Annotated in this window: 20 protein-coding genes and 1 pseudogene; 6 read left to right on the top strand and 15 right to left on the bottom strand. The window is 37.3% G+C overall.

The window, feature by feature from the left end:
- Positions 1 to 68 precede the first annotated feature (68 nt).
- Together EVJ47_01165 and EVJ47_01160 are read left to right on the top strand one after the other, a co-directional pair.
- On the top strand, positions 69 to 2,306 hold the full coding sequence (locus tag EVJ47_01165) for a diguanylate cyclase (GenBank protein ID RZD14923.1): 2,238 nt from the start codon (positions 69 to 71) through the stop codon (positions 2,304 to 2,306).
- Between the two features lie 58 nt (positions 2,307 to 2,364).
- A complete protein-coding gene (locus EVJ47_01160; GenBank protein ID RZD14922.1) occupies positions 2,365 to 3,348 on the top strand; it encodes an ROK family protein in 984 nt (327 codons plus the stop codon).
- 25 nt (positions 3,349 to 3,373) lie between these two features.
- Here the strand turns inward: EVJ47_01160 and dnaB are convergent, their stop codons facing one another.
- The 6 genes from dnaB to EVJ47_01130 all read right to left on the bottom strand — a co-directional run bounded on the left by dnaB (position 3,374) and on the right by EVJ47_01130 (position 8,447).
- Positions 3,374 to 4,780 (bottom strand): replicative DNA helicase, encoded by a 1,407-nt coding sequence (gene dnaB / locus EVJ47_01155; protein ID RZD14921.1) that lies wholly within the window; start codon positions 4,778 to 4,780, stop codon positions 3,374 to 3,376.
- 10 nt (positions 4,781 to 4,790) lie between these two features.
- The gene (locus tag EVJ47_01150) at positions 4,791 to 5,234 is read right to left on the bottom strand and encodes a 50S ribosomal protein L9 (GenBank protein RZD14920.1); all 444 of its coding nucleotides are present in this window, start codon (positions 5,232 to 5,234) and stop codon (positions 4,791 to 4,793) included.
- A gap of 3 nt (positions 5,235 to 5,237) precedes the next feature.
- A complete protein-coding gene (locus tag EVJ47_01145) occupies positions 5,238 to 6,260 on the bottom strand; it encodes a DUF2232 domain-containing protein (GenBank protein RZD14919.1) in 1,023 nt (340 codons plus the stop codon).
- Positions 6,253 to 6,528 carry a 30S ribosomal protein S18 gene (gene rpsR, locus EVJ47_01140; protein ID RZD14918.1) on the bottom strand — a complete coding sequence of 92 codons (276 nt, stop codon included), beginning with the start codon at positions 6,526 to 6,528 and terminating at the stop codon, positions 6,253 to 6,255. The genes EVJ47_01145 and rpsR overlap by 8 nt, the downstream gene beginning before the upstream one ends.
- The gene (gene rpsF / locus EVJ47_01135; protein ID RZD14917.1) at positions 6,521 to 6,886 is read right to left on the bottom strand and encodes a 30S ribosomal protein S6; all 366 of its coding nucleotides are present in this window, start codon (positions 6,884 to 6,886) and stop codon (positions 6,521 to 6,523) included. Before rpsF ends, rpsR begins: the two co-directional genes overlap by 8 nt.
- Positions 6,887 to 7,019: 133 nt before the next feature.
- The gene (locus tag EVJ47_01130; GenBank protein RZD14916.1) at positions 7,020 to 8,447 is read right to left on the bottom strand and encodes a radical SAM protein; all 1,428 of its coding nucleotides are present in this window, start codon (positions 8,445 to 8,447) and stop codon (positions 7,020 to 7,022) included.
- A gap of 274 nt (positions 8,448 to 8,721) precedes the next feature.
- On the opposite strand from EVJ47_01130, the gene EVJ47_01125 reads away from it, so the two are divergent.
- Positions 8,722 to 10,050 carry a divalent metal cation transporter gene (locus EVJ47_01125; GenBank protein ID RZD14915.1) on the top strand — a complete coding sequence of 443 codons (1,329 nt, stop codon included), beginning with the start codon at positions 8,722 to 8,724 and terminating at the stop codon, positions 10,048 to 10,050.
- Positions 10,051 to 10,111: 61 nt separating this feature from the next.
- On the opposite strand, the gene EVJ47_01120 is transcribed toward EVJ47_01125, so the two are convergent.
- Both EVJ47_01120 and EVJ47_01115 read right to left on the bottom strand, forming a co-directional pair.
- Positions 10,112 to 10,867, bottom strand: coding sequence for a DivIVA domain-containing protein (locus tag EVJ47_01120; GenBank protein RZD14914.1), 756 nt, complete (start codon positions 10,865 to 10,867; stop codon positions 10,112 to 10,114).
- A 98-nt stretch (positions 10,868 to 10,965) separates the two neighbouring features.
- The gene (locus tag EVJ47_01115; GenBank protein ID RZD14913.1) at positions 10,966 to 11,286 is read right to left on the bottom strand and encodes a YggT family protein; all 321 of its coding nucleotides are present in this window, start codon (positions 11,284 to 11,286) and stop codon (positions 10,966 to 10,968) included.
- A 138-nt stretch (positions 11,287 to 11,424) separates the two neighbouring features.
- Here EVJ47_01115 and polX point away from each other — a divergent pair, with 138 nt between their 5' ends.
- Together polX and EVJ47_01105 are read left to right on the top strand one after the other, a co-directional pair.
- Positions 11,425 to 13,194, top strand: a complete 1,770-nt coding sequence (gene polX, locus EVJ47_01110) for a DNA polymerase/3'-5' exonuclease PolX (protein ID RZD14912.1) — start codon at positions 11,425 to 11,427, stop codon at positions 13,192 to 13,194.
- Between the two features lie 44 nt (positions 13,195 to 13,238).
- The gene (locus EVJ47_01105; GenBank protein ID RZD14911.1) at positions 13,239 to 14,054 is read left to right on the top strand and encodes a hydroxymethylpyrimidine/phosphomethylpyrimidine kinase; all 816 of its coding nucleotides are present in this window, start codon (positions 13,239 to 13,241) and stop codon (positions 14,052 to 14,054) included.
- Positions 14,055 to 14,063: 9 nt separating this feature from the next.
- Here EVJ47_01105 and EVJ47_01100 read toward each other — a convergent pair whose 3' ends face one another.
- From EVJ47_01100 to dgt, 4 genes and pseudogenes are all read right to left on the bottom strand, one after another.
- Positions 14,064 to 14,750 (bottom strand): hypothetical protein, encoded by a 687-nt coding sequence (locus tag EVJ47_01100; GenBank protein ID RZD14910.1) that lies wholly within the window; start codon positions 14,748 to 14,750, stop codon positions 14,064 to 14,066.
- Positions 14,751 to 14,787: 37 nt separating this feature from the next.
- Positions 14,788 to 14,952: a rubredoxin gene (locus EVJ47_01095; GenBank protein RZD15531.1), complete on the bottom strand. Its 165-nt coding sequence runs from the start codon at positions 14,950 to 14,952 to the stop codon at positions 14,788 to 14,790.
- A 203-nt stretch (positions 14,953 to 15,155) separates the two neighbouring features.
- A pseudogene (locus EVJ47_01090) lies at positions 15,156 to 15,358 on the bottom strand (rubredoxin).
- Positions 15,359 to 15,441: 83 nt separating this feature from the next.
- Positions 15,442 to 16,926: a dNTP triphosphohydrolase gene (gene dgt / locus EVJ47_01085; protein ID RZD14909.1), complete on the bottom strand. Its 1,485-nt coding sequence runs from the start codon at positions 16,924 to 16,926 to the stop codon at positions 15,442 to 15,444.
- Between the two features lie 309 nt (positions 16,927 to 17,235).
- Between dgt and EVJ47_01080 the strand changes: the two genes are divergently transcribed.
- Positions 17,236 to 17,631, top strand: a complete 396-nt coding sequence (locus EVJ47_01080; protein RZD15530.1) for a TraR/DksA family transcriptional regulator — start codon at positions 17,236 to 17,238, stop codon at positions 17,629 to 17,631.
- Here the strand turns inward: EVJ47_01080 and EVJ47_01075 are convergent.
- From EVJ47_01075 to argS, 3 genes are read right to left on the bottom strand one after another with little or no spacing between them, the layout of a single operon-like run.
- The gene (locus EVJ47_01075; protein ID RZD14908.1) at positions 17,612 to 18,610 is read right to left on the bottom strand and encodes an ABC transporter ATP-binding protein; all 999 of its coding nucleotides are present in this window, start codon (positions 18,608 to 18,610) and stop codon (positions 17,612 to 17,614) included. The genes EVJ47_01080 and EVJ47_01075 overlap by 20 nt on opposite strands.
- Positions 18,595 to 19,596 (bottom strand): ABC transporter ATP-binding protein, encoded by a 1,002-nt coding sequence (locus tag EVJ47_01070; protein RZD14907.1) that lies wholly within the window; start codon positions 19,594 to 19,596, stop codon positions 18,595 to 18,597. The genes EVJ47_01075 and EVJ47_01070 overlap by 16 nt, the downstream gene beginning before the upstream one ends.
- 32 nt (positions 19,597 to 19,628) lie before the next feature.
- On the bottom strand, positions 19,629 to 21,833 hold the full coding sequence (argS, locus tag EVJ47_01065; protein RZD14906.1) for an arginine--tRNA ligase: 2,205 nt from the start codon (positions 21,831 to 21,833) through the stop codon (positions 19,629 to 19,631).
- Positions 21,834 to 21,969: the final 136 nt, after the last annotated feature.

Here is a 21,969-nt window from a genome sequence, read left to right as displayed (position 1 = left end):
AATAGTTCTGATAAAATTATAAAACGATAGTTAGGTTTCATAAAAATAACAAAATAATACGCGTTTTTATGTCTAATATCGAATATTCAACGGGCTTTAGGCCCAAAATGAGCATCAAAAAGAAATTTGTGCTTTCATTTTCTTTAGCCGTTTTATTACCCCTGACGCTTCTTGCGGTCGCCAACACATTTATTTTTAAGGAACAAACAAAAAAAGCGAGCTTAAATAAAGTTAAAATCACATTAAACGGCGCCCAAAGAATTTATTATTCGCAGGGAAATCGTCTCAAGGGTGCTTTCTTAATAAGTTCATACAACCCTTATTTAATTAATGCGATTACGCATAAAGATATTCCTTTTATAAACAGTCTGATTAAGTCTTATAAGGATGCTTTCGGTTTTGCAAGCTATATAGGAATTACGGATAACAGGGGCAGTCTTTTGGCTTCAACTTCCGGCGCCCTTGGATTTAAGCCGTCTTTGGGCGGAATGATTTTTAATGTTTTTCATACGGGTTTTCCCGTTGTTAAAACCGCGCTGATTAGAAAGATTGTATTGACAAGAATGGGTATTAAGATTGCCAATGACGAGTCTAATATGTTTTTGGTTACCGTCGTTCCGTTTATACATAACGGCAAGGTAATAGGCTCGATATTCGGACTCATTAATTTAAACGGCAACGGTTACTTGCCGGAAACGATTTATAATGAATACCGTTTAAACACGGCTGTTTTTGCTTCAGTGTTTAATACGCAGGTATGTCTTGCAACATTAAAAATTCCAGGGAATGTTTTTGGAATAGGTTCAAAACTTCCCGATTCTATACATAGAAAAATTCTTGAGGGGAAAAATTTTATCGGAGAGATGAACTATGGCGGCGAGGATATTTTTGCCGCCTTTCATCCTATAAAAAATATAGACGATAAGGTTATAGGTTCTATCGCTGTTTTTATTTCAAACAAAGAATACCTGTCTATTTTCAGAAAAACCGCTTTTTATGCCGTGGTAATTATTATCATAGGTTTAATTATGTCCTTCATTATATCTTATTTTGCTTCGAAAGATACTTTGAATCCAATATTTGCCATAACGAAGGCGATAAAAAATTTTACCGAAGGGGACCTTGATACAAAACTTATAATAAAAACAAACGATGAATTTGAAAGTATCGGCAAGGGCTTTACCGAAATGGCCGAAACCGTCAAGGACAGGGAAGAAAGGATGCGGAAATATAATATCTTTTCCGATTTTTTAGTCGGTTCGTTAGATTTCGAGAAGATAATATCTTCCGCTTTAAATATTTTAGAGGAGTTATTAAATCTTTCATCGGGTATTATATATATTTACGAAAAGGGCACTGTTTTGACAGGTCAAGACGGCAATATCGGCACATACGGCGATAATTCGGAAGGCTTTTTAATTCCATGGAAATTTTACGGCATAAGAAAATTTGTTGCCAATAAAATAAAGGCAGATGAGGGAATCACGGGGCATTGTCTTTCAAAAAAGAAAACTGTATGGTTTCACGATATTCCGGAAAATGCCGTCCTTTTAAAAGATGCGCTTTTGGAGAACGGCGGAGCCGGGAAAGCGATAGATTACGGTTTTTGCGAGGTATTTCCAAAGGATATTGCATGGTTCCCTCTTTATGTAGGGGATGTGAATATCGGCGTTTTAACCGTTTCAAGTATTCACGGTTTCAATGAGGAGGATATATCATTTTTAGAACATGCCGCAAAAGAGCTTTCGGTAGCCTTAGATAATTCAAGATTACATAAAAAACTTAATGAACTCAGCATAACGGATGAACTTACCGGGCTTTATAACAGGAGAAAACTAAATGAAGCGCTAGAAATAGAATTCGATAAAGCTAAAAGATTCAACAACAGCCTGTCAATATTAATTATAGATATCGATCATTTTAAGTCTATCAATGATTTTTACGGACATAAGGTTGGAGACATAGTTCTGGCAAAATTAGGAAGCCTTTTAAGTAAAAATACGCGGAATATCGATATTGCCGTAAGATACGGGGGAGAGGAGTTTGTGATAATTTTATCTCAAACCGATTTTAAAAATGCGATCGAAGCGGCTAAAAAGATAAAAAAGATAATACAGGATTTCAAATTTACCCCGATAGAAAAAGAGATTACCGTTTCGATCGGCATCGCTTCATTGCCGGATGAGGATATTAAGAGTGTTGACGACATGTTAAAAGCAGGGGATGATTTTCTTTACGAAGCAAAAAACAGCGGGAGAAACAGAATTGTAGGTTCCTGCTCCGGCAAGAAGGTTGAAATAGATTAATAATGTCCTTTCCGCAGCGTCTTTGGACGGAAATAGGTTGGAGGAATAGCATGATCATATGAAAAAATATTATCTTGGAGCGGATATCGGCGGAACGAATCTCAGGCTCGGCATTGTAGATGAAAGCGGAGCCGTGATAGACGAAGATTCTAAATCTTTCCATAATGAATTTATCAATGAGACGCCTGCCATGCCTGTTCCGCCTTCAAAACAGGTTAAATTTATAATGGAAAATTTAAAATGTTTTCTAAAAAAAAATACGAGATATGCTATTTCGGGAATTGGCGTCGGTATTGCCGGACAGATAAATGAAAAAACGGGAGATGTTTTATTTTCTCCGAATTTAAATTGGCGCGATGTTCCCTTGAGAACGATATTGGAAAAGGAGACGGGCTTAAGCGCCGTTGTCGTAAACGATTTAACCGCTATTACTTACGGCGAATGGAAATGGGGGGCTGGAATCGGCAAAGATAATCTTGTATGTATTTTTGTCGGCACGGGAATAGGTTCGGGGATTGTAACAGGCGGCAGGTTGATTTCCGGTTGTTCAAATGCCGCCGGTGAGATAGGGCATATTGTAGTAGTTTCAGGGGGCAGAAAATGTACATGCGGCAATAACGGCTGCTTAGAAGCTTATGCAGGCGGATGGGGAATTGCAGAGATTGCAAAGGAACTGGCCTTAAAGGATAAGGCCGGTTTTAGGGAAATTATTAAGATAGCGGGGGAAATAGGCAATATTAGCGCCGAAACTATTGCTAAAGCGTATTATGACGGAGACGATAATGCAATTAATATTGTTAAAAAAACAGGGTTGTACTTAGCGGACGGGGTTATAACCGTTGTAAATTTAATAAATCCATGTATGATAATATTAGGCGGCGGTGTGATAGACGGCATCCCCGCTTTATTCGATATTACCGTAGAAGAGGTTAACAAAAGGGCGCTTAAGGCTTCCATATCGCATCTCGGAATAGTAAAGCCCGTGCTTGGCAAAAACGGAGGAATTGTGGGCGCCGCGGGTATAGCGCGGCATTGCGATTAATTATTATACAAATCCTTCCCATCCTTCAGATATAACTGTCTTCCTCGTAAGCAAGATTTTCAAAAGATGTGTATTTGTCGGTATAAGAAAGTTTTACTATGCCCGTCGGACCGTTTCTTTGCTTGCCGATAATCAATTCCGCTATGCCTTTATTCTCCGTATCTTTTTTATAAACCTCTTCCCTATAAACAAACATAATCAAATCGGCATCCTGCTCTATGGCGCCGGACTCCCTTAAATCGGCAAGCTGCGGCTTTCTATCCTGTCTGGATTCGACCATTCTGTTTAATTGGGATAGGGCAATCACAGGTATATTCAGTTCCTTTGCAAGGCTTTTTAAAGAACGCGAAATATCGGCGATAGCCTGCTCCCGGGATTCAATATTAGGCGAGGCTTTCATAAGCTGGAGATAGTCGATGATTGCAATCCCTATCCCCTTTTCCCTTTTTAACCTGCGGGTTTTAGCCCTTAACTCGGTAACGGTAATGCCCGCGCTGTCATCGATATAAATAGGAATATCCTCGAGCATTTCCAGCGCTTTATGTATGTTTTCGATGTCGGGGTTGTGAATTCTCCCACGCCTTAACATGGAAGAATCTATTTTTGCAGTTAAAGATAAAAGCCTTGTTGCAAGCTGTTCTTTGGACATCTCGAGAGAAAAAAACGCAACCGGAATTTTTTTTACGGCAATATTTTTGGCAATGCTAAGGGAAAGGGCGGTTTTGCCCATGGAAGGCCTTCCAGCAATAATTATCAGGTCAGAAGGCTGGAAGCCGTTGGTTAGTTCGTCGAGATACTGAAAACCGCTGTGCACTCCAGTAATATCGCTATCATCATTCTTTTTAGAGGAAAGTTTTGTAAAATAGTTGACTATTAAAGGATATACCTCGACATAATTTTTGGACGAATCTTTTTCCGTGGCATCAAAAATAGTTTTTTCCGAAAAATCGATTATGTCGTCAACATCATCACGCTGTTCATAGCATTTTTGCCTGACTTTATTGGACGCATTAATCAGATTTCTTAATATAGATTTTTCTTTTACTATTTTTGCATATTGCTCAACATTAAAAAGACCTGCCGGCATTTCATACAATGTCGTTAAATAGGCGCTTAAATCAAAATCCGAAAAATATTGCGAATAATCCCTTTCTTTTTGTATCGCATTTAAAATGGTTATTATATCGATGGGTTCGCCTTTTTCGCCCAATGATACAAGTACTTTGAAAATCCTTGCGTTGACCGTGTCATAAAAATCTTCGGGCATAATACTTCCCAGTACCGAATTTGCCTGAGAATTATCGATTAGTATAGAGGAAATTAAAGCCTTCTCAGCCTCCAAAGAATTTGGAGGTACAATTTTGAGATTATTATCGGTTAAGGATGGTGAGCCGTTATTATTAAAAACTATCTTTTTATTTTTTATAGCCATATTTCAGACTTTACTCTGGAACCACATCGACTTTAATTTCGGCTATGATTTCAGGATGGAGCTTAATCTTAACGGTTTGAATACCCAAATCTTTTATGGGACTGTCCAGCATAATAGATTTTCTATCGATATTAAAGCCGAGTCGTTTAAGTTTATCTTCTATATCCATAGAGGTTATAGAGCCGAACATCTTATCGTTCTCCCCTACCTTGGCGGCGATATTAATCTCCGCTTTTTCAAGATTATTTTTAATATCCGTAACCTCGCTAAGGATTTTTCCCTTTCTTTTGTTAATAAGCCTTTTTTCATGTTCCACTGTTTTAATGTTAACTTTGGTGGCGGGAATGGCAAGTTTTTTGGGTAATAAAAAATTTCTTCCATACCCATCCGCAACATTTACCATATCACCCATTGTGCCTAAATCCTGAATATCTTCTTTGAGTATTACCTTCATATCTCAGTTAGAACCCCCTTTATTTAATTCAATTTTTCTAAAATTAAACCATATATCGAATATCCCCATAAAAATAACGAAAATTACCAGCGGATTATTAAATAAAATAATTAAGATGTAAGTCAATGTTTTTAAAAATAAATTTAAATTTAACTTGTTAAAAAAGAAAGATATTATCGTTAATCCCTGAACTAAATAAACGGACGACGCCAGAAAAATTATATTGTATCCTATAAATTTATATATGCCGCTCGCAAATATTGCAATTATAAAGCCGGATAATAAAAACAATATAAAAAAATCGGACGATTTCCATAAGGATAAGTTTTCATTATTTTTAAAAAAATCCGAGGGTTTTCTCTTAGAAAATTTTCTGAGTATTATAAAGCTGAACCAGAGCCCCATCCATGAAAGCGTTACAGCTATAGACGGGAGGAGCAGCAGCACATCCGTAAGCAATTTTGAAATTATCGGCCGCATTTTTGCAGTGGTAAGGTATGTAATGCCTATTTGCTTATAAACGCCCATCATATTTTTTAATATAGTATTGGAATAAAAGTTTAATAAAGAATGGATATCGATTTTATTATAATATAAGTAGCCAACCGCAATAGCAAAAATTATAAAGAATACGGTTGATACAGGATAATAAATCGATTTCGCCAGACTAATTTTTTTTGAAATTAAAATAGAAAAAATGTACGGTATTAGAACAAATACTAATAGTTGAATTATTAATGCCAATATAAACAGGCCGTTTTCAAAACTATGGCCGAAATAACCCGGCAATTTACCGCTATTTTGAGTGAAAGATAAAAATATAACGGCAAAAAGTGCCGCGATAGATATCGGTATAATCGATTTAGCACCGATAATTCTAAACAGCAATATTAAGGTAATGCTGAAATATAGATACAAAAAGGGATTTATAATAGCATAACCCCCGGAATATATCGAGTCCATTAAAAATAAAAAAAGTAAAAACGATAATAATAAACCTGAAAAAAAGGTTTTAATCTTAAACATTAATAGATGTATATGGCATTATAGAAACAATTCTAGACATTTTGACCGCTTTTGCGACTCTTCTCTGGTGATAAGCGCAATTGCCCGTGATCCTTCTGGGCATTATCTTTCCTCTTTCGGTAACAAAATTTCTCAAAAGCTTGGAATCCTTATAATCGATTTTTAAATTTCTATCGGCGCAAAATCTGCACACTTTTTTTCTCATGTATGTTCTGCGCATAAAATGTGTCCCTGCCGGTTTTGTAGTTTTGCGAGGCGACCTATTCATTTACCACTTCCTCCTTAACGGTTTCAAGGTTTTTTGTATATAAGACGGTTTGAAATCTAATGCAGTCTTCTATAATCTTTAAGTTTCTTTCAAGTTCCTGAATAAAGGAGCCCTTAGCCGAAAAATGTATCACCGCGAATTTTCCTCTATTAAAATTCTTAATGTCGTATGAAAGCTTTCTGATTCCCCAATCGTTAAAATCTAAAAATTCGGCGCCGTTTTTCGACATTATTTCCTTAACCTTATCCAAAAACTGGTTGAATTTTAGTTCTTCCATATCGGGATTAAGAATAACGACGGTTTCATATTTTTTGGGAAACTGATGTTCGATTTCCTTTAAAAAATTTTTCTTCTTCAATATAAAATCCTCCTTAAAAGTAAGCAAATATTTAAAGAAACTATTATAATATTTGAAAAATAATTTTGCAATAATTAATTTTGCAATAATTTATAAAGCGGCGTCTTTAAAAGTTTTAATGAGGGGCTTTAGACTAACTTGCGTTATTCGCAAGCAAACATTTTTCATATGTGGATGGAGTCGATAGTAATTTCATGGACTTTTTTAGTTTAAACATATGATTCAAAGGCATCTTGCCCGTTATGAGATATTTTATAACGAATAAGACATCGTTAGCCCTTAAATTCAAGGACTTATATGAAGCCTTGTAAAGATTTGAAAATTCTTTAAAGAATTCGGCTTTAGATAAATAAGTGTCTAAAACGGGATGAAAAAGATCAAAATAATTATAATCGAGCATTGTCAACTTTTCCTTAAGTTTATCATACAGCTTGGTTCCGGGAAGAGGCGTGAGAACCGAAAAAGCGGGAACGCTTATCTTAAGCCTTTTTACAAAATCGATTAATTTTTTGAAATCTAAATTTGTAAAGTCGGGGGAAACTATAAATGAAGCCGTGACGGCTACATCATGCTCTTTGGCGATGTAATAAGCTTTTTCATTATTAAGAGAAGAGTTGCTTTTGTTAATGCTGTTAAGCTTTTCGTCATCGACGCTTTCAAAACCTATGAAAATGTTGGAAAGCCCCAATTCTTTCCACTGAGAAATGAGTTCGGGGTGTTTAACGATAGTATCGCTTCGCGCTTGAATTGTGTATAATTTATGAATTTTTTCCTTTTTTAGAAGCTCGCCTATTCTTTTAGCCCTTTTAACATCGCTAAAAAAGTTATCGTCTGTGACTAAAATATAATCGTCTTTAATTTCTTTGAGTTCAGCAACAACCCGTTCGGGAGACTTAGACCTGTAAGAACCCCTGTAAAAATTCCAGACGCTGCAAAAATCGCATTTGAAGGGACAGCCCCTTGCGGTTTCAAGGCAGGCTAACGATGTTCTTATACCGAGATAGTAATTTTTTCTATATTCACGGGTAAGATTCCTTGCAAAAAACGGAAGCTCGTTTATGTTCTTAATTAATTCGCGGGGCTCGGTCTTTATTTGACTGCCGTTCTCATTGTAAATGATGCCTTTAATCAAAGATAATGGAGTATTTGAGGAAAAAGCCCTTACGAGTTCGACGGCAGTTTGCTCACCCTCCCCTATAACTATTGCATCGATTTCTTTTATATTAAAATCCACAGGATAAACGGAAACATGATGTCCGCCGATAAAAACAAACCTTGCCCCATAATCGTTTTTTACCCTTTTTGCAAGTTCTATCGTTCTATAAACATCAGGGGTAAATGAGCATGAAAAGCCAAAAACATCTGGTTTGAATTCTTTTATCGCATCTTCTAAATACTTATCGGCGTTATTATTTACGGCCCTTAAATCCACTATATGAACATTATGACCGTCTTTCAAAAAGCTTCCGGCAATCGCTTCAAGGCCCGTCGGCTCGATTAAAGCGACATTGTTAAGTCCGATAGTGTTTTTATTATCCGGTTGAATAAGCAGTATTTTCATTTTTAATGTTTAGGTTAAATCTTATTAAGCCTTTAAAATTATATTATATTATATGCGGTGCTATGGTGAAATCAATATTTACAATAAAAGTATATCACAAATAAAAAAATTTACCAAATTATATTAAATTTTTTTTCCTTGACAAATAAAAATAATTATATAATACTTAAAAGGGAAAATACATTACAATTTTAGTAATGTATTTTATCCGTTATGACATATTCCAATAAAGAAAATTTTCCTTCGGAAAATTTTAGAAGGAGTTTCTAATTCAATGAACAACAGGGTGACAAAAGATAACGGCGTTAAAGAAAATATAACGGAAAAAGAGGGCGGGGGAGAAAGAAGCAGAAAAAGGCATAGATATAGATATAAAAGAATTTTTTACAGGACACTCCATTTTTTTAAGGTTTTAGGACCGGGATTTATTGTTATGATAGCGGATATGGATGCAGGCTCTATCACAACGGCGGGTGTTTCAGGGGCTAACTGGGGATATAAACTAATACCGCTTCAAATCCTTTTAATTCCTATACTTTATCTTGTTCAATCCATGACCTCGAGGCTTGGCTGTGTTACCAGAAAGGGGCATGGAGAACTTATAAGAGAATTTTACGGTGAAAAGTGGGCTATGTTTGCCACAATAACACTTTTTCTTGTCGTTTTTTCCGCGTTGATAACCGAGTTTTCGGGAATTGCCGCAAGCGGGGAAATATTTGGAATACCAAAGGTTTATACGGTTGGAATTAGTTTTTTAATACTGCTTTTCGTGGTTTTTACCGGAAGTTATAAAAAAGCCGAGAATATAGCTCTTATTTTTTCTTTATCCGGATTCGTATTTATACCTGCTGCAATTTTTGCCCACCCCGATATCCATGAAATAATTTTTAACGGTTTATTTGCAAAGCAGCCGTTACATAATAAAGATTATATCTGGCTCATAGCCGCAAATGCAGGCGCCGTCATAATGCCGTGGATGATTTATTATCAGCAAAGCGCGACGGTCGATAAAAATTTATGCAAAAAAGATGTCAAGCTGGCCGAAACGGACACTTTGATTGGCAGTATAGCAACGCAGATTCTTATGATTGCGGTAATAGTTATGACCGCAGCTACATTGTTTAAGGCAGGCATTAAACCCTCAACGGCACAAGCAATCGGAACATCTTTAATACCTTTGGCGGGGAAATATGCAGGGCTTCTTTTTGCAATAGGGCTTTACAGTTCAAGCCTGCTTGCCGCCTTTGTGGTTTCTATGGCTTTTACATGGGCGGCAGGCGAGACATGGGGGTACAAACACAGCCTGAATCATAAATTTAGCGAGGCAAAAATCTTTTACTTCGTATATGTCGCGTTAATTTTTATTTCGGCTATGCTTGTTCTTATTCCGGGCCTTCCGCTTGTCACTATAATGGTGGATGTGGAAGCATTTAACGGATTCATTCTTCCCGTTGTTTTAGGTTTTTTAATAGCGCTTGCCGGAAATAAAAAAATTCTCGGAGATTATGCTTATTCCAAACCGGCGCTTGCGGGAGTAGGACTTTTAAGCGCGGCAATGGTTATTCTCGGTATAATAACCGTTTTGCCGCATAACTGGCTATAAATGCAAGATTAATATAACGAAAAAATATATACGGCTGCGGGCGGCTTGAACCTTTTTCGCTTTAAAGGGAAAATTTGTTTACGCCTTTCAATAACTCGTCTAAATCTTTTTCCAAATCTTTTCTTTCGTCTTTTTCTTCAGGTTCTTTATTTTTAGGCGGCTCGTTATTGCTTTCGAAAAGTTCGTTGTCTTCCTGCTCCACATCTTCCCGTATTTGCTTTTCTATTTGTTTGTCTTCCCGGACAAGAACAGGTTCCGGTTCAGCAGGCTCAGCAGGTTCTTTTAAAGTGTTTTCATTTTCATTAGTGTTTCCGTTATTACCCGCATTTTCAAATTTTACTTGCTCTGGAATAAAAGAAATTTCGACTTTTCTTCTTGCTTCCTGTTCGATTAGATTAATATTTGTAGAAAGCAGATTTTTTATAGAGCTGATTATTATAAGTCTTTTGTTTAATAAATCATTAATATTATTTACTATTTCAATGTATTTCGCATTGGCGCCGCCTATTATTTTTTTTGCATCGATAAGCGCATTATTTTTAATGCTTTCTGCTTCGGAAATTGCCGCTTTTTTTATGTCACCTGAAACGGATTGGACCATGAGAATTGCCTCGCTTATGGACTTGTCTTTTTCCTTATAATCCGCAATCTCCTGGTTCTTCTTAACAAGTTCTTCTTTTAAGTTGTAGTATTCTCCGTAAAGCTTTTCCAAGTCTTTCGATACGATGTCAAGAAAATTTTCGACCTCGGTTACATCATATCCTTTAATCTTTTTCGAAAACTTTTGTGACCTAATTTCTAATGGAGAAAGTTCCATGCCGCTCCCCCCTGTTTTTTAAATTTAGTTGGACAAATTAATAAATTAAATTTCACTGCGCGGCCAGTTAATTATAATATAACATAACTTAATTAATGTCAGCGTAAATAATTAGTGAACATTAAAGGCAATACATAATAATATTCGACATACCGTAAAATATATTGAATAAAATATATTATTAAAATTACTATAATCGGAGATAAATCAAAAGCCATAACATTTCCCAGCGGCAATATTATTCTTACTTTTTCTAAAACCGGCTCCGTAATATCATTTATAAACCGGACTATGGGATTATACGGATCGGGATTGACCCAGGAAAGCAGGGCTTTTATTATAATTATCCACATATAAGCCCAGAGAATAAAATTTAAAGCGCTGAAAATAAATTGAATAAAATTATATAAAAGCCCCATAGATTAGTTTATATTATATAGTTATTAGAATATATATTTATTTGCTTCTTTTTACCCTTTTATTATATATTATAACAATAAATTTTACAATGTTATTAAAAATGTCATCAAAAAAGATGCCGTCAAAATTAGAATATTATGACAAATAGTGAAATTGCAAGGGTTTTCGAGCAAATTGCCGAGATTCTCGAAATAAAGGGGGAAAATCCTTTCAAGATACGCGCTTATTTAAATGCGTCGCGCGTTATTAATCAGCTGGGCGAAAGCCTCTCGGATATAGCAGGAGAAAACGGTTTAATTAATATTCCGGGAATTGGGAAGGATCTTTCTTTAAAAATAAAGGAGCTTATAAAAACAGGACATCTTGCCTATTATGACGAGCTTGCAGGTTCAATCCCTCAGGGAGTATTAGAGTTAATTAAGCTAAGAGGATTGGGGCCAAAAAAGGCAAATATGCTATATGAAAATTTCCATATAAAGAGTATAGACGGCCTTTATAACGCGATTTTATCGAATAAACTGACAAAAATGCATGGTTTTGGCGAAAAAACGATAGAAAATTTAAAGGAATCTATTGAAGAATACAGGACATTCAGCCAGAGATTTTTATATGTTTTTGCTCAGGAAGAGGCTTCGGCCTTTGTAGATTATTTGAAAAATACGCCTTATAAACTTGCAGGTGTTATTGCGATAGCCGGTTCATTGAGAAGGAAGATGGAAACGGTGGGGGATATAGATATTGTTGCTTCGGTCAAGGAAAAAGACAAACAAGTCTTTACGGAAAGATTTGTAAATTACGATAAGGTTTTAAGGATTGAATCCACGGGAGAAACCAAAATCAGCGTTATTTTAAAAAGCGGCATCCATGTCGATTTGCGTATAGTTCAAGACGAGGATTTCGTGTATGCCCTTCACCACTTTACCGGCTCCAAGCTTCACAATGAGGAGCTAAGGACATTGGTAAAAAAAGACGGCTATAAAATAAACGAATACGGAATATTTAGAGATAGAGGCATTGACAATGCCTCCAATAAAGTTAAGGTTGCAAATGAAATCGAATTTTATAATGTGTTTGGAATGCAGTTTATTCCACCCGAATTAAGAGAAGGCACGGGCGAGATTGATGCCGCCTTGAGCCGCGGCATCCCCGAACTTGTCGAAGAAAAGGATTTGCAGGGTATTTTTCATGTTCATACCACATATACTGATGGAAAAGACAGCTTAGAGGATATGGTAAAAGCTTCCTTGAAAAACGGCTATAAATATGTCGGAATTTCGGATCATTCGGTTTCGGCGCATTACGCCAACGGGCTTGACAGGTCGAATTTAGGATCCCAAATTGAGTATATAGACAGGCTAAATGATAAATATAAGGGCAAAATTAAAATTTTCAAGGGAATAGAATCCGACATACTGGCGGACGGCGGTCTGGATTACGATGACGAAACGCTTTCCATGCTTGATTTCGTCATAGCGTCGGTTCACTCTAAATTTAATATGCCCGAAGCCCAGATGACGGAAAGAATCATAAATGCGGTTAAGAATCCATATACTACCATGATAGGGCACTTAACGGGGAGGCTGCTTTTGGAAAGAAAAGGGTATGCCGTGAATGTTTCAAAAGTATTGGATTACGCCTCAAAATATAGAACTATTATCGAGTTAAACGCCAATCCAAAGCGGCTTGACATCGATTGGAGACACATTAAAGAGGCAGTTTCAAAATCGGTGCTAATCGCGATAAATCCAGACGCCCACAATGTTTCAAGCATTTATTTTGCCGGTTACGGGGTAAATGCCGCCAGAAAGGGTTGGGCAAAAAAGGCGGATATTTTAAATACAAGAAGCGCAAGCGAAGTAATGAATATTTTTAAAGACATAAGGGATTACAAGCTTAAGTTAAGATGAGAGGAATTTTTAATTATGGGTCTGGTCGGTGAAAAGGTGAAAAAATGATAAAGGCTTTATCGGTAGCGGGTTTTGACGGTTCGGGCGGGGCTGGAATAACATCGGATGCCAAAATATTTTCAAGGCTTAAAATATTTGGGCTGTCGGCAATAACCGCTATGACGGCGCAAAATCCCGATAACATCTACGGGATAATGCCGGTTTCGGAAGGTTTTTTCGATATGGAGCTTAAGGCCGTTTTTGATTATTTCAAAGTTGATGCCGTCAAAACAGGGCTTATAGCCTGTGAAGAGCAAAGCTTGACATTAAGCAAATACCTGAATAAATATACGGTCAAGATTGTCGTAATAGATCCCGTGCATATTTCAACCTCTAATAAAAGGCTTATAATGAAGGATAGCAGTTATCCCGATTTTTTAATGCCGTTATTTAAACTTGCAACGGTTATCACTCCGAATATCATGGAGGCGGAATTGATTTCAGGAGAAAAGATTGATAATTTAAACGGAATGAAAAAGGCGGCGAAAAGAATTAAAGAAAATATGCCGGGGATTAAGAACATTATAATAAAAGGGTCGCATATTAACGCAAATCTTAATAAAGGCAAAATATACAACATCATACTGGATTCGGGAAACCACTTTTTTGTTAACGAAAGCGAAAGAATTGAATTAGATAAAAAAATTCACGGCACAGGGTGCGCTTTTTCCGCAGCCTTAACGGCATATCTTGCGAAAGGTTTAAAAATAGAAGAGGCGCTTGTTAAAACGGAGATGCTAGTTTCCAAATTTATAAAGGGTTTCAAGAATATTCCCGATAACAGCGGGGATAAACATATTTATATTACGGGAAATATATAAATTTAAATCTTACTTTACGGTGTTTTGGAGTATTTTGTTTATCTGGGAATATGGACGGTATCCTACGAGTTTTTTATAAAGTATAAGCCCCCTGTATATAAAAAGAGTCGGCGTCCCCGTGACCCTTAATCGTGTTCCTGCGGCCATATTGCTTTTTATAAGTCTTTCAGGCAGACCGCTTTTAACGCAGGATTCCAATTTTTTAAGGTTTATTGTTCCTTTGGCATAGGTTTTAAGGAAATAATATAAATCTCCTACAGCGCTCCAATTATTTTGACGGCGGTATAAAAGACTCCGTATCTGCAAATATTTTCCCTGAGTCGCCGCGCAGTCCGCATACTCTGCCGCCTTGAAAGCATAGGGATGAATCAGCGTAAGCGGAAAGTCTCTGTATTCCATAAGGATTTTCCCTGTTTTAACATAGTCCTTAATTATATATGGAAGGTCTTTTTCTTCAAATTTTCTGCACCACGGGCACTGGTAATCAGAATACAGGATAACCGTAACATTTGCGTTTGGATTTCCTTCCTGCCGGTATTTATTAACCGTTTTGACAAAATTTTTATAGGAAAAACCGTAGGCTCTGGAACCGGCATTATTTAAAAATGCCAAGCCGAGAAATAAAAATATAATGACGAATGTTATTTGCTTAAATATAAATAATTTGGATGGTAATATTCTAAACATATTAAACATATTAATATATTTTAATGTAAAGTCAAGGAAAAAATTTTTATCCCGTAAAATGTTGAAAATGGGTCTTATCGGCGCCACAAATAGGGCAAACCCAGTAGTCGGGAAGATCTTCAAACGGCGTTCCAGGTTCTATTCCCCCAACGGAATCCCCAACCTCGGGGTCATAAATATATCCGCAAACATCGCATTGATATTTAGGCAGCGCAAGCTCTTCGGATTTTGCCATTGATTTACTCCTTTTTAAGCGCGGTAATTAAGCGCAATAATCAAAATAATATCATAATTATCTTCGCATTGCAAATGATAATTCGACCCGCGCCGGCCATCGAGGTTTCTATCCCCCATCCTTAATAAGCCTTAGCTTAATAAGAGAAGGGGGAGAAATTTAATAAAATTCGCGTTTCCCTACATTTTTACAAAATGGGTCTTGTCCATTTTGCATATCGGACATAGCCAACATCAGGTATATCTTCGAACGGCGTTCCGGGGGCGATTCCGCCCTCGGGATCCCCCTTTTCGGGGTCATAAATGTAAGGACATGTCTCGCATAAATATCTATCTTTATCCGTTATATTTTGAATATCATTTTTAGTTTGTATATTTATCATATTATCGTCCTCTTTGCCTCCTTTTTCCTTACAGTTAAATTATACCAAATTTTTACCGTTTTTTAAAGGCATTAAAGGAGGAACTACGATTCGATAGAAGAAGAAATACCCGGAAAACTCTTGGCTTCAAATAACGCCGAGTACAGCTTAACGGCATATATATCAGTCATGCCGCTAATATAATCGCCGCACATTACATAAAATCCATTTTTTCCGAATCCGCCGTAAAATCCATTTTCATATAACTCCTGAAAATCGTCGGGATAAAGCTTCAGATTGTTTTTATCCGAAAATACGCAAAATAACTTTTCTATAATGTTTTTAACCTTATATCTGTTTAACAGTATATCCTTGTTTTCCATAACAAGCCTGTATGAAATTTGTTTTAGCGCCTTGATCTCGACATTAACCTCATTTTTCCAGATAAGATTATACTTATATGAGTCGTTTTTAAAATCGAGCGGGATTTTTTTAATTAAATCGTTTTTGCCCCGGCCGATGTATTTTTCCCTGTCTTCTATATCTATGTTTAAAATAAATTTAGATATGTATCTTGAAAAAAATTCCTTTAAATCGGTTTTTATTTTAATTCGACACATAGCGGGGTATATGTTATCACCTGCATGATGCGGGCTCCGCCTGGTTCCGCTCCGTTCTGTTTGCGCCGCCCTTCCGTTATCGTTAAAGGATCCAAATATATCCTTAAGGCCGTTAAAAAATTTATCTATTCCGGACTCTATTCCCGCTAAATCCCCGGCAAGAAACCCGCCTTCCTTCACATATCTTTTGACTTTTAAACGACCATCTACGCCTATAAGTTTCGACTCGACCCCGTCTTCTAAATCGTGCGTCGCATACGCTATGTCATCCGCGGCATTCAATATCTGGCATTCCAAGCATCTTGAAGCCTCAAAAAATTCTTCCTTAATATTTTTGTTTTCATGTTTATTTATATAATGAAAATTTTTTTCTATAAATTCTATAAAGCTTTTTCCGTGGAGCCGTTCCAGTATAAAAATATCGCCGTCGTATATAAAATGTTTCGATTTATCCGATAAATAATAGGGCAGTTTATATTTTAATATTCCGTCAATCGTTTTTAGAGACGGATTCAGTCCATATATTTTATTTTTATCCTTGTCGTAAAACTTTTTTTCGAGAAAATTAAGTATTCTGATATTCTGGGCATTTGCCTCAAAACCGCACTCTCCATCGGTAATTCCTTTTAGTTTTTCATTTATAATAGATTCTCCCACATGCCCAAACGGGGGATGCCCTATATCGTGGGCAAGGGAAATTGCCTCTATAAGGTCTATATCTATATTTAAACCGTATTTTTTGTTCATGTTCGATGCAATGGAGCGGGCTATTTGGGAAACCTCGAGTGAATGCGTAAGCCTTGTTCTATAATAATCCAGAGTAAAAACCCCAAAAACCTGAGTCTTGTTGCGAAGCCTCCTGAATGCGCTAGAGTGGATTATTCTATCCCTGTCTATTTGATAAGGCGTTCTTATCCCGCCCTCTTTTTTATTGTCATAGCCGTATTCATAAACTCTTATAGATTCCATTATTTTGCCTCCCCGCGCTTATAGGTCTCTACCATAGGCCTCAACTTTGGCCTCAACTTTAGACTTGCTTTTACATTTCATTAAATATATACTAAACCAACATTTTTAAAAAGTAAAATTTTTTTGAGCGGAGAAATGAAAATGAAAAATAAAAAAATAGCAAAGGATAAACATGTGCCTGCAAAAAAGGCATCGGCGGCAAAAGATAAAGATAAAACTATTCTTAAGGAGAATCAAATTGAAAATCACCCGGCCGGAGCCGTGTTTTCGGATAAAGAACTCGGGGAAATAAAGGAAACCCTGACCCTCATGAAAAGGGCAATTTTTAAGGAGATAGATGCAAGCATTAAAGAGGGTTCGTCAAAAGATTCTTCCGAATACCAGGGGGATAACTATGATATTGCATCAAACGAAAGAGATCGTGAACTATCATATATGCTCGGGGATAGGGAAAGAAAAAAAGTAAGGGAAATAGATAATGCTCTTCTCAAAATAAAAGAAGGAACATACGGGGTTTGCGACGAATGCGGGGAGCCGATTTCAAAAAAAAGGCTGAAAGTAATTCCTTATTCTAATTTATGTATAAATTGCCAATCCCGCGCCGAAGAGGAAGGCAAGATGCAGGCGGCGGACGATTATATCGAAAATCTTAGGCACTTATCCCTGATAGATGAGGACAGCACATTTAAAGACCCTGATGAGTAAACGGAAAAAAACAGCTTGCCATCCTGTTATCCCCGACATCTTTTAACGGCGGTTCATTTTTCCCGCATATTTCTTTTGAAGCATAGCATTTTTTAAAATATGCGCATCCTTTTTCTGCCCCTTTTTCTTTGCCGATTAAACCCGATGCCGTGTTTTTTCCGTTTAAATCCGTAAAATTTAACTGTTTTTTAAACTTATAAGGCAGCATCGAATTATAAAGGATATTGGAATAAGGGTGGGCAGGTTCTTTAAAAAAATCCGCAGACGGTGAAATCTCCATTATTTTTCCGCCGTACATAACGCAAACCCTGTCCGCAATATGCCTTACTATCTTTAAATCATGGGTTATAAAGATATAGCTCATCTTATCATGCGCCTGTAAATCCATAAGAAGATTCAAAACCTGCGCCGATATGGACATATCGAGAGCGGATACGGGTTCATCGAGAATTAGAAGCTCCGGACCTACGGAAAGGCTTCTTGCTATTCCCACCCTTTGCCTTTGCCCCCCCGATAATTCGTGAGGATAGCCGTACAGGATTTCTTCATCCAATCCTACATTCTTTAGTAAAGATGCGGCAAAATCAGACCTGTCCTTTTTTTTGATAATATTGTTCTTAACGGCGGGATAAGAAATTATCTTATATATCTTTTTTTTTGGATTTAACGACGAATAGGGGTCCTGAAAAACTATTTGGATTTTTTTCCTAAAGTTTTTCTTTTTATCTTTATAATCTAATAATTCTCCATCGTAATAAATATCTCCGGAGGTCTTGCTTATTAAACCCGTAATCAATTTAGCAAGGGTGGATTTGCCGCAGCCCGTTTCCCCGACTACCGCAAAAATCTCATTTCTAAATACCCCGAAGGTTATGTCGTCAACCGCTTTAATAACATCCCTTTTAATATCGAATATGGACTTATAATATTTGTAATGTTTTGAGAGATTTAAGACATTTAAGATTATTTCTTTTTCCATTTGACGCACCTGACAAATCTTTCCCCGTTTATTCCGTTTAAGGGGATGTTTTTTAAGCAATTTTCATCCCTTTTAAAACATCTGGCATAAAACCTGCATTTTCCTTCCGCAAAATCATCTCTTGTCAAATAACCCGGTATCGTAAACAGCTTTTGCTTCGGCATATAATCCGCAGCTAAAGAGGGGACGCTGTTAATCAAAGAAATTGTATAGGGATGCAAAGGGTTATCCATAATTTCCTCCGTTTTTCCGGATTCCATTACCTGTCCGGCATAAAATACATAAATCTTATCGGATATATTTTTTGCAATGCTTAAGTCGTGCGTTATAAAAATAATTCCCAGATTCGATTCGAGTTTTATCTTTTCGATAAGGCTTAAAACCTGTAAGGATGTGGTAACATCTAGCGCCGTGGTGGGTTCGTCGGCGATTAAAAAACAGGGATTAAGCACCATAGCCATTGCAATCATAACCCGCTGCCTCATACCCCCAGATAATTCATGAGGGTATGCGTTAAACCTTGCCTTCCCGTCGATGTTCATACGGTTAAGATAAGAAATTGCAATTTCTTTTGCCTCTGGTTTGCTTATTTTTTTATGGGCAAATATTGCCTCGGTAATCTGTTCCCCTATTTTAATGACCGGGTTTAGCGAAGTATTAGGGTCTTGAAATACAATAGATACCAACCTGCCCCTCACTGAGGGGAGATTTTTTGGATTTAACCTTATAATGTCCAGTGCCTCTTTTTCTGCCGGACATCTTATTTTAACAAAACCGGAAACTACTTCGGAGACATTGGGCGGGTTTAATCTCATAATGGAAAGCCCTAAAAACGATTTGCCGCTCCCTGATTCCCCGACGACGGCCGCAATTTCGCCGCCGTTCACATATAAATCCACGGAATCGATCACATTTATATATCTGCCCGCATATTTTTTGGGATACAATCTTACGGTCAGGTCTTTTATTTCAAGGTTTGTTGACATACATTACATAATTACATTACATAATTATATTATTACATTTTTTCAAGAATCGGCACGCAAAGAAGTTTTAAGGCATTGATTAAAACTATCTTAATTGCCGCCAGCAGATAAAGGCGGGGTTTAATGTATTCGTAATCCCGGCCTATCAGCCTGTAATTTTGATAATATTTGTTAAAAAGGGACGCTAATTCCAGAATATATGAACTTATAATAGACGGTTCGTTTAAATTTAACGCTGTTTCTATGCTGTCTTTAAAAATGGAAATCTGCTTGGCGATAAGATATATTTCATTAAAGTCGTTATCCTTTTCGGATACGGAAAATGTGTTGTCTGACGGAGTTCCGGCTTCCTTAATACCGGCAAAAGCATTAAACGCCGTATCGTTTGTGCCGTTTTCTGCGGGACTTGCGCCGTTGCCGCCCCCTTTGGTTAGCCGGCTTATAAGGCTGTTTATCCTTGACGCCGTATATTGAAGATACGGCCCTGTCTGCCCCTCGAAGGATAAAACATTATCCCAGTTAAAGTTGACATCCATATTGCGCCTGGTTTTTAAGTCGTTGAATATTACGGCGCCCAGACCTATTTTAAGCGCCGCTTCTTCCTTTAATTCCTGCGATAGTCCTATTTCCGCATCCATGCCGGAAACATTCGTCCTTTCGCTTAATTTCTCCATAGCTTTCGCTTTCGCTTCGTTGATATAATCCTCTAAAAACACAAGGTTGCCTTTTCTGGTGGACATGCCGATTATCCTGCCGAACTTAACATGGACGAGCCTGCCGCCTATACCTGCAATATATTTTTGCAGCGGCGGGTATTTTTCAAACCTGCCCGATTCCTTTTTCAGTAGCGCAAAAGCAGAGATAAGCTGGTTGAAATGAAGGGATTGTTCCGAACCGACGACATAAATCATCTTGTCGTAGCGAAATTTCGCCATCCTTAAAATAGCCGTAACTATATCCCTCGAAAAATACAGGGATGTCCCGTCGCTTTTCGCAATTAGAGCGGGGATTTTTATATCTTCCAAAGGCACTATGACGGCGCCTTCGCTTTCCGATGCCAGCCCGCTTTCCGACAAAATTTTTACGATTTCGCCGGCAAATTCCGCGCTCAGGGACTCCCCCTCGTAAACATCGAATGATATGCCAAGAATAGAATATATGCGCTTAAATTCGTTTATACTAAGTTCCCTGAACAGTTTCCACAAGATTAACTCACCCTCGCCGTTGCTATTTTCATATCCGCAGAGTCTGTCGCAATAGGCAGGATTTATAGAATCTATATTTATGGCCGCAGTATATTTATCATAAATTTCGGACGGGTTCTCTTCGCCGCCCCCGACGCCGGAAAGATTTGCATCCAAATTCGTATTAGCCGCGCCCCCTCTTTCTTCGCTATCTTTTAAAAAATCTTCGATTCCTTTCCCGCTTTTGCCCATAGCAAATTCCAATTTTTTAAATCTTGTCCGCGCATCCATTTCCAAAAAAGCATACCACGACATAGCCGCGCCCAGGACGGGCTTTATTTTCCCTTCCTCTCCCCATTCCTCTATTTTTTCGCGGGCATCCGTTCTTCGAGAAGAAGGGTCTTCTATTTCTTTATGATATTGAACATACAGCCTGTAAAGAAATTCTATCGGCTTTTCTTTAAATTCGCTTAACGGAAACCCTTTTTTGAAAACGCAGAATGCCGTAATCAATTTGCCGAACTGGGTTCCAAAATCACCGAGATAGTTTATTTTTAAGACATTATACCCGCAAAATTCATAAATGTTGGCAAGGCTCATTCCTATGACGGTTGACCTCAGGTGTCCTACCCCAAAAGGTTTTGCTATATTCGGGGACGAAAAGTCTATAATAACCTTTTCGGGTTTGCGGGGGAGCCCTCTTCCGTAGTTGCTGTTATGCTTTAAAACATTTTTTACGATAACCCCGATAAATTTTTCTTTATGGACAAAAAAATTAACATAAGGACCTTTTATTTCTATCTTGTTAAAGAAATCTTTTATTTGCTCAAAATTAGCCTGCGCATAATTTAGAAGTTCCGAAGCGGCATCCTCGGCTTTGCCTTTAAAACCGTATTTGGTTAAATAATAAGAGGCAACGGAATAATCTCCGTAAGAACTGTCCGGCGGGGTTTTAATAAGTTTTTCGGCCTCTTGCGGGTCAATATCCTGCTTATTTTTTTCTTTAATAAACGGTATAATAAACGAAATTAAGTTTTCTTTAAAAATATCCATATTTCAGCCTTTCCCAAAATTGCCGATAGAAAATTTCTTTTCTGGATTCCTGCCTACGCAGGAATGACAATCCCTGAATTTAACTTTTCATCCAACAGGCGTCATTCCTGCGTAGGCAGGAATCCAGAATTTATAA

The sequence above is a fragment of the Candidatus Acidulodesulfobacterium ferriphilum genome (assembly GCA_004195035.1).
GTDB classification, from domain to species: Bacteria; SZUA-79; SZUA-79; order Acidulodesulfobacterales; family Acidulodesulfobacteraceae; genus Acidulodesulfobacterium; species Acidulodesulfobacterium ferriphilum.
This window is presented reverse-complemented; position numbering and strand designations above follow the sequence as displayed.

What these genes read in the sequence shown, in the direction of transcription:
- EVJ47_01165 (RZD14923.1), top strand. Translation starts at nt 69, where the DNA reads ATGTCTAATATCGAATATTCAACGGGCTTTAGGCCCAAAATGAGCATC.
- EVJ47_01160 (RZD14922.1), top strand. Translation starts at nt 2,365, where the DNA reads ATGAAAAAATATTATCTTGGAGCGGATATCGGCGGAACGAATCTCAGG.
- dnaB (RZD14921.1), bottom strand. Translation starts at nt 4,780, where the DNA reads ATGGCTATAAAAAATAAAAAGATAGTTTTTAATAATAACGGCTCACCA.
- EVJ47_01150 (RZD14920.1), bottom strand. Translation starts at nt 5,234, where the DNA reads ATGAAGGTAATACTCAAAGAAGATATTCAGGATTTAGGCACAATGGGT.
- EVJ47_01145 (RZD14919.1), bottom strand. Translation starts at nt 6,260, where the DNA reads ATGTTTAAGATTAAAACCTTTTTTTCAGGTTTATTATTATCGTTTTTA.
- rpsR (RZD14918.1), bottom strand. Translation starts at nt 6,528, where the DNA reads ATGAATAGGTCGCCTCGCAAAACTACAAAACCGGCAGGGACACATTTT.
- EVJ47_01130 (RZD14916.1), bottom strand. Translation starts at nt 8,447, where the DNA reads ATGAAAATACTGCTTATTCAACCGGATAATAAAAACACTATCGGACTT.
- EVJ47_01125 (RZD14915.1), top strand. Translation starts at nt 8,722, where the DNA reads ATGAACAACAGGGTGACAAAAGATAACGGCGTTAAAGAAAATATAACG.
- EVJ47_01120 (RZD14914.1), bottom strand. Translation starts at nt 10,867, where the DNA reads ATGGAACTTTCTCCATTAGAAATTAGGTCACAAAAGTTTTCGAAAAAG.
- EVJ47_01115 (RZD14913.1), bottom strand. Translation starts at nt 11,286, where the DNA reads ATGGGGCTTTTATATAATTTTATTCAATTTATTTTCAGCGCTTTAAAT.
- polX (RZD14912.1), top strand. Translation starts at nt 11,425, where the DNA reads ATGACAAATAGTGAAATTGCAAGGGTTTTCGAGCAAATTGCCGAGATT.
- EVJ47_01105 (RZD14911.1), top strand. Translation starts at nt 13,239, where the DNA reads ATGATAAAGGCTTTATCGGTAGCGGGTTTTGACGGTTCGGGCGGGGCT.
- EVJ47_01100 (RZD14910.1), bottom strand. Translation starts at nt 14,750, where the DNA reads ATGTTTAATATGTTTAGAATATTACCATCCAAATTATTTATATTTAAG.
- dgt (RZD14909.1), bottom strand. Translation starts at nt 16,926, where the DNA reads ATGGAATCTATAAGAGTTTATGAATACGGCTATGACAATAAAAAAGAG.
- EVJ47_01080 (RZD15530.1), top strand. Translation starts at nt 17,236, where the DNA reads ATGAAAAGGGCAATTTTTAAGGAGATAGATGCAAGCATTAAAGAGGGT.
- EVJ47_01075 (RZD14908.1), bottom strand. Translation starts at nt 18,610, where the DNA reads ATGGAAAAAGAAATAATCTTAAATGTCTTAAATCTCTCAAAACATTAC.
- EVJ47_01070 (RZD14907.1), bottom strand. Translation starts at nt 19,596, where the DNA reads ATGTCAACAAACCTTGAAATAAAAGACCTGACCGTAAGATTGTATCCC.
- argS (RZD14906.1), bottom strand. Translation starts at nt 21,833, where the DNA reads ATGGATATTTTTAAAGAAAACTTAATTTCGTTTATTATACCGTTTATT.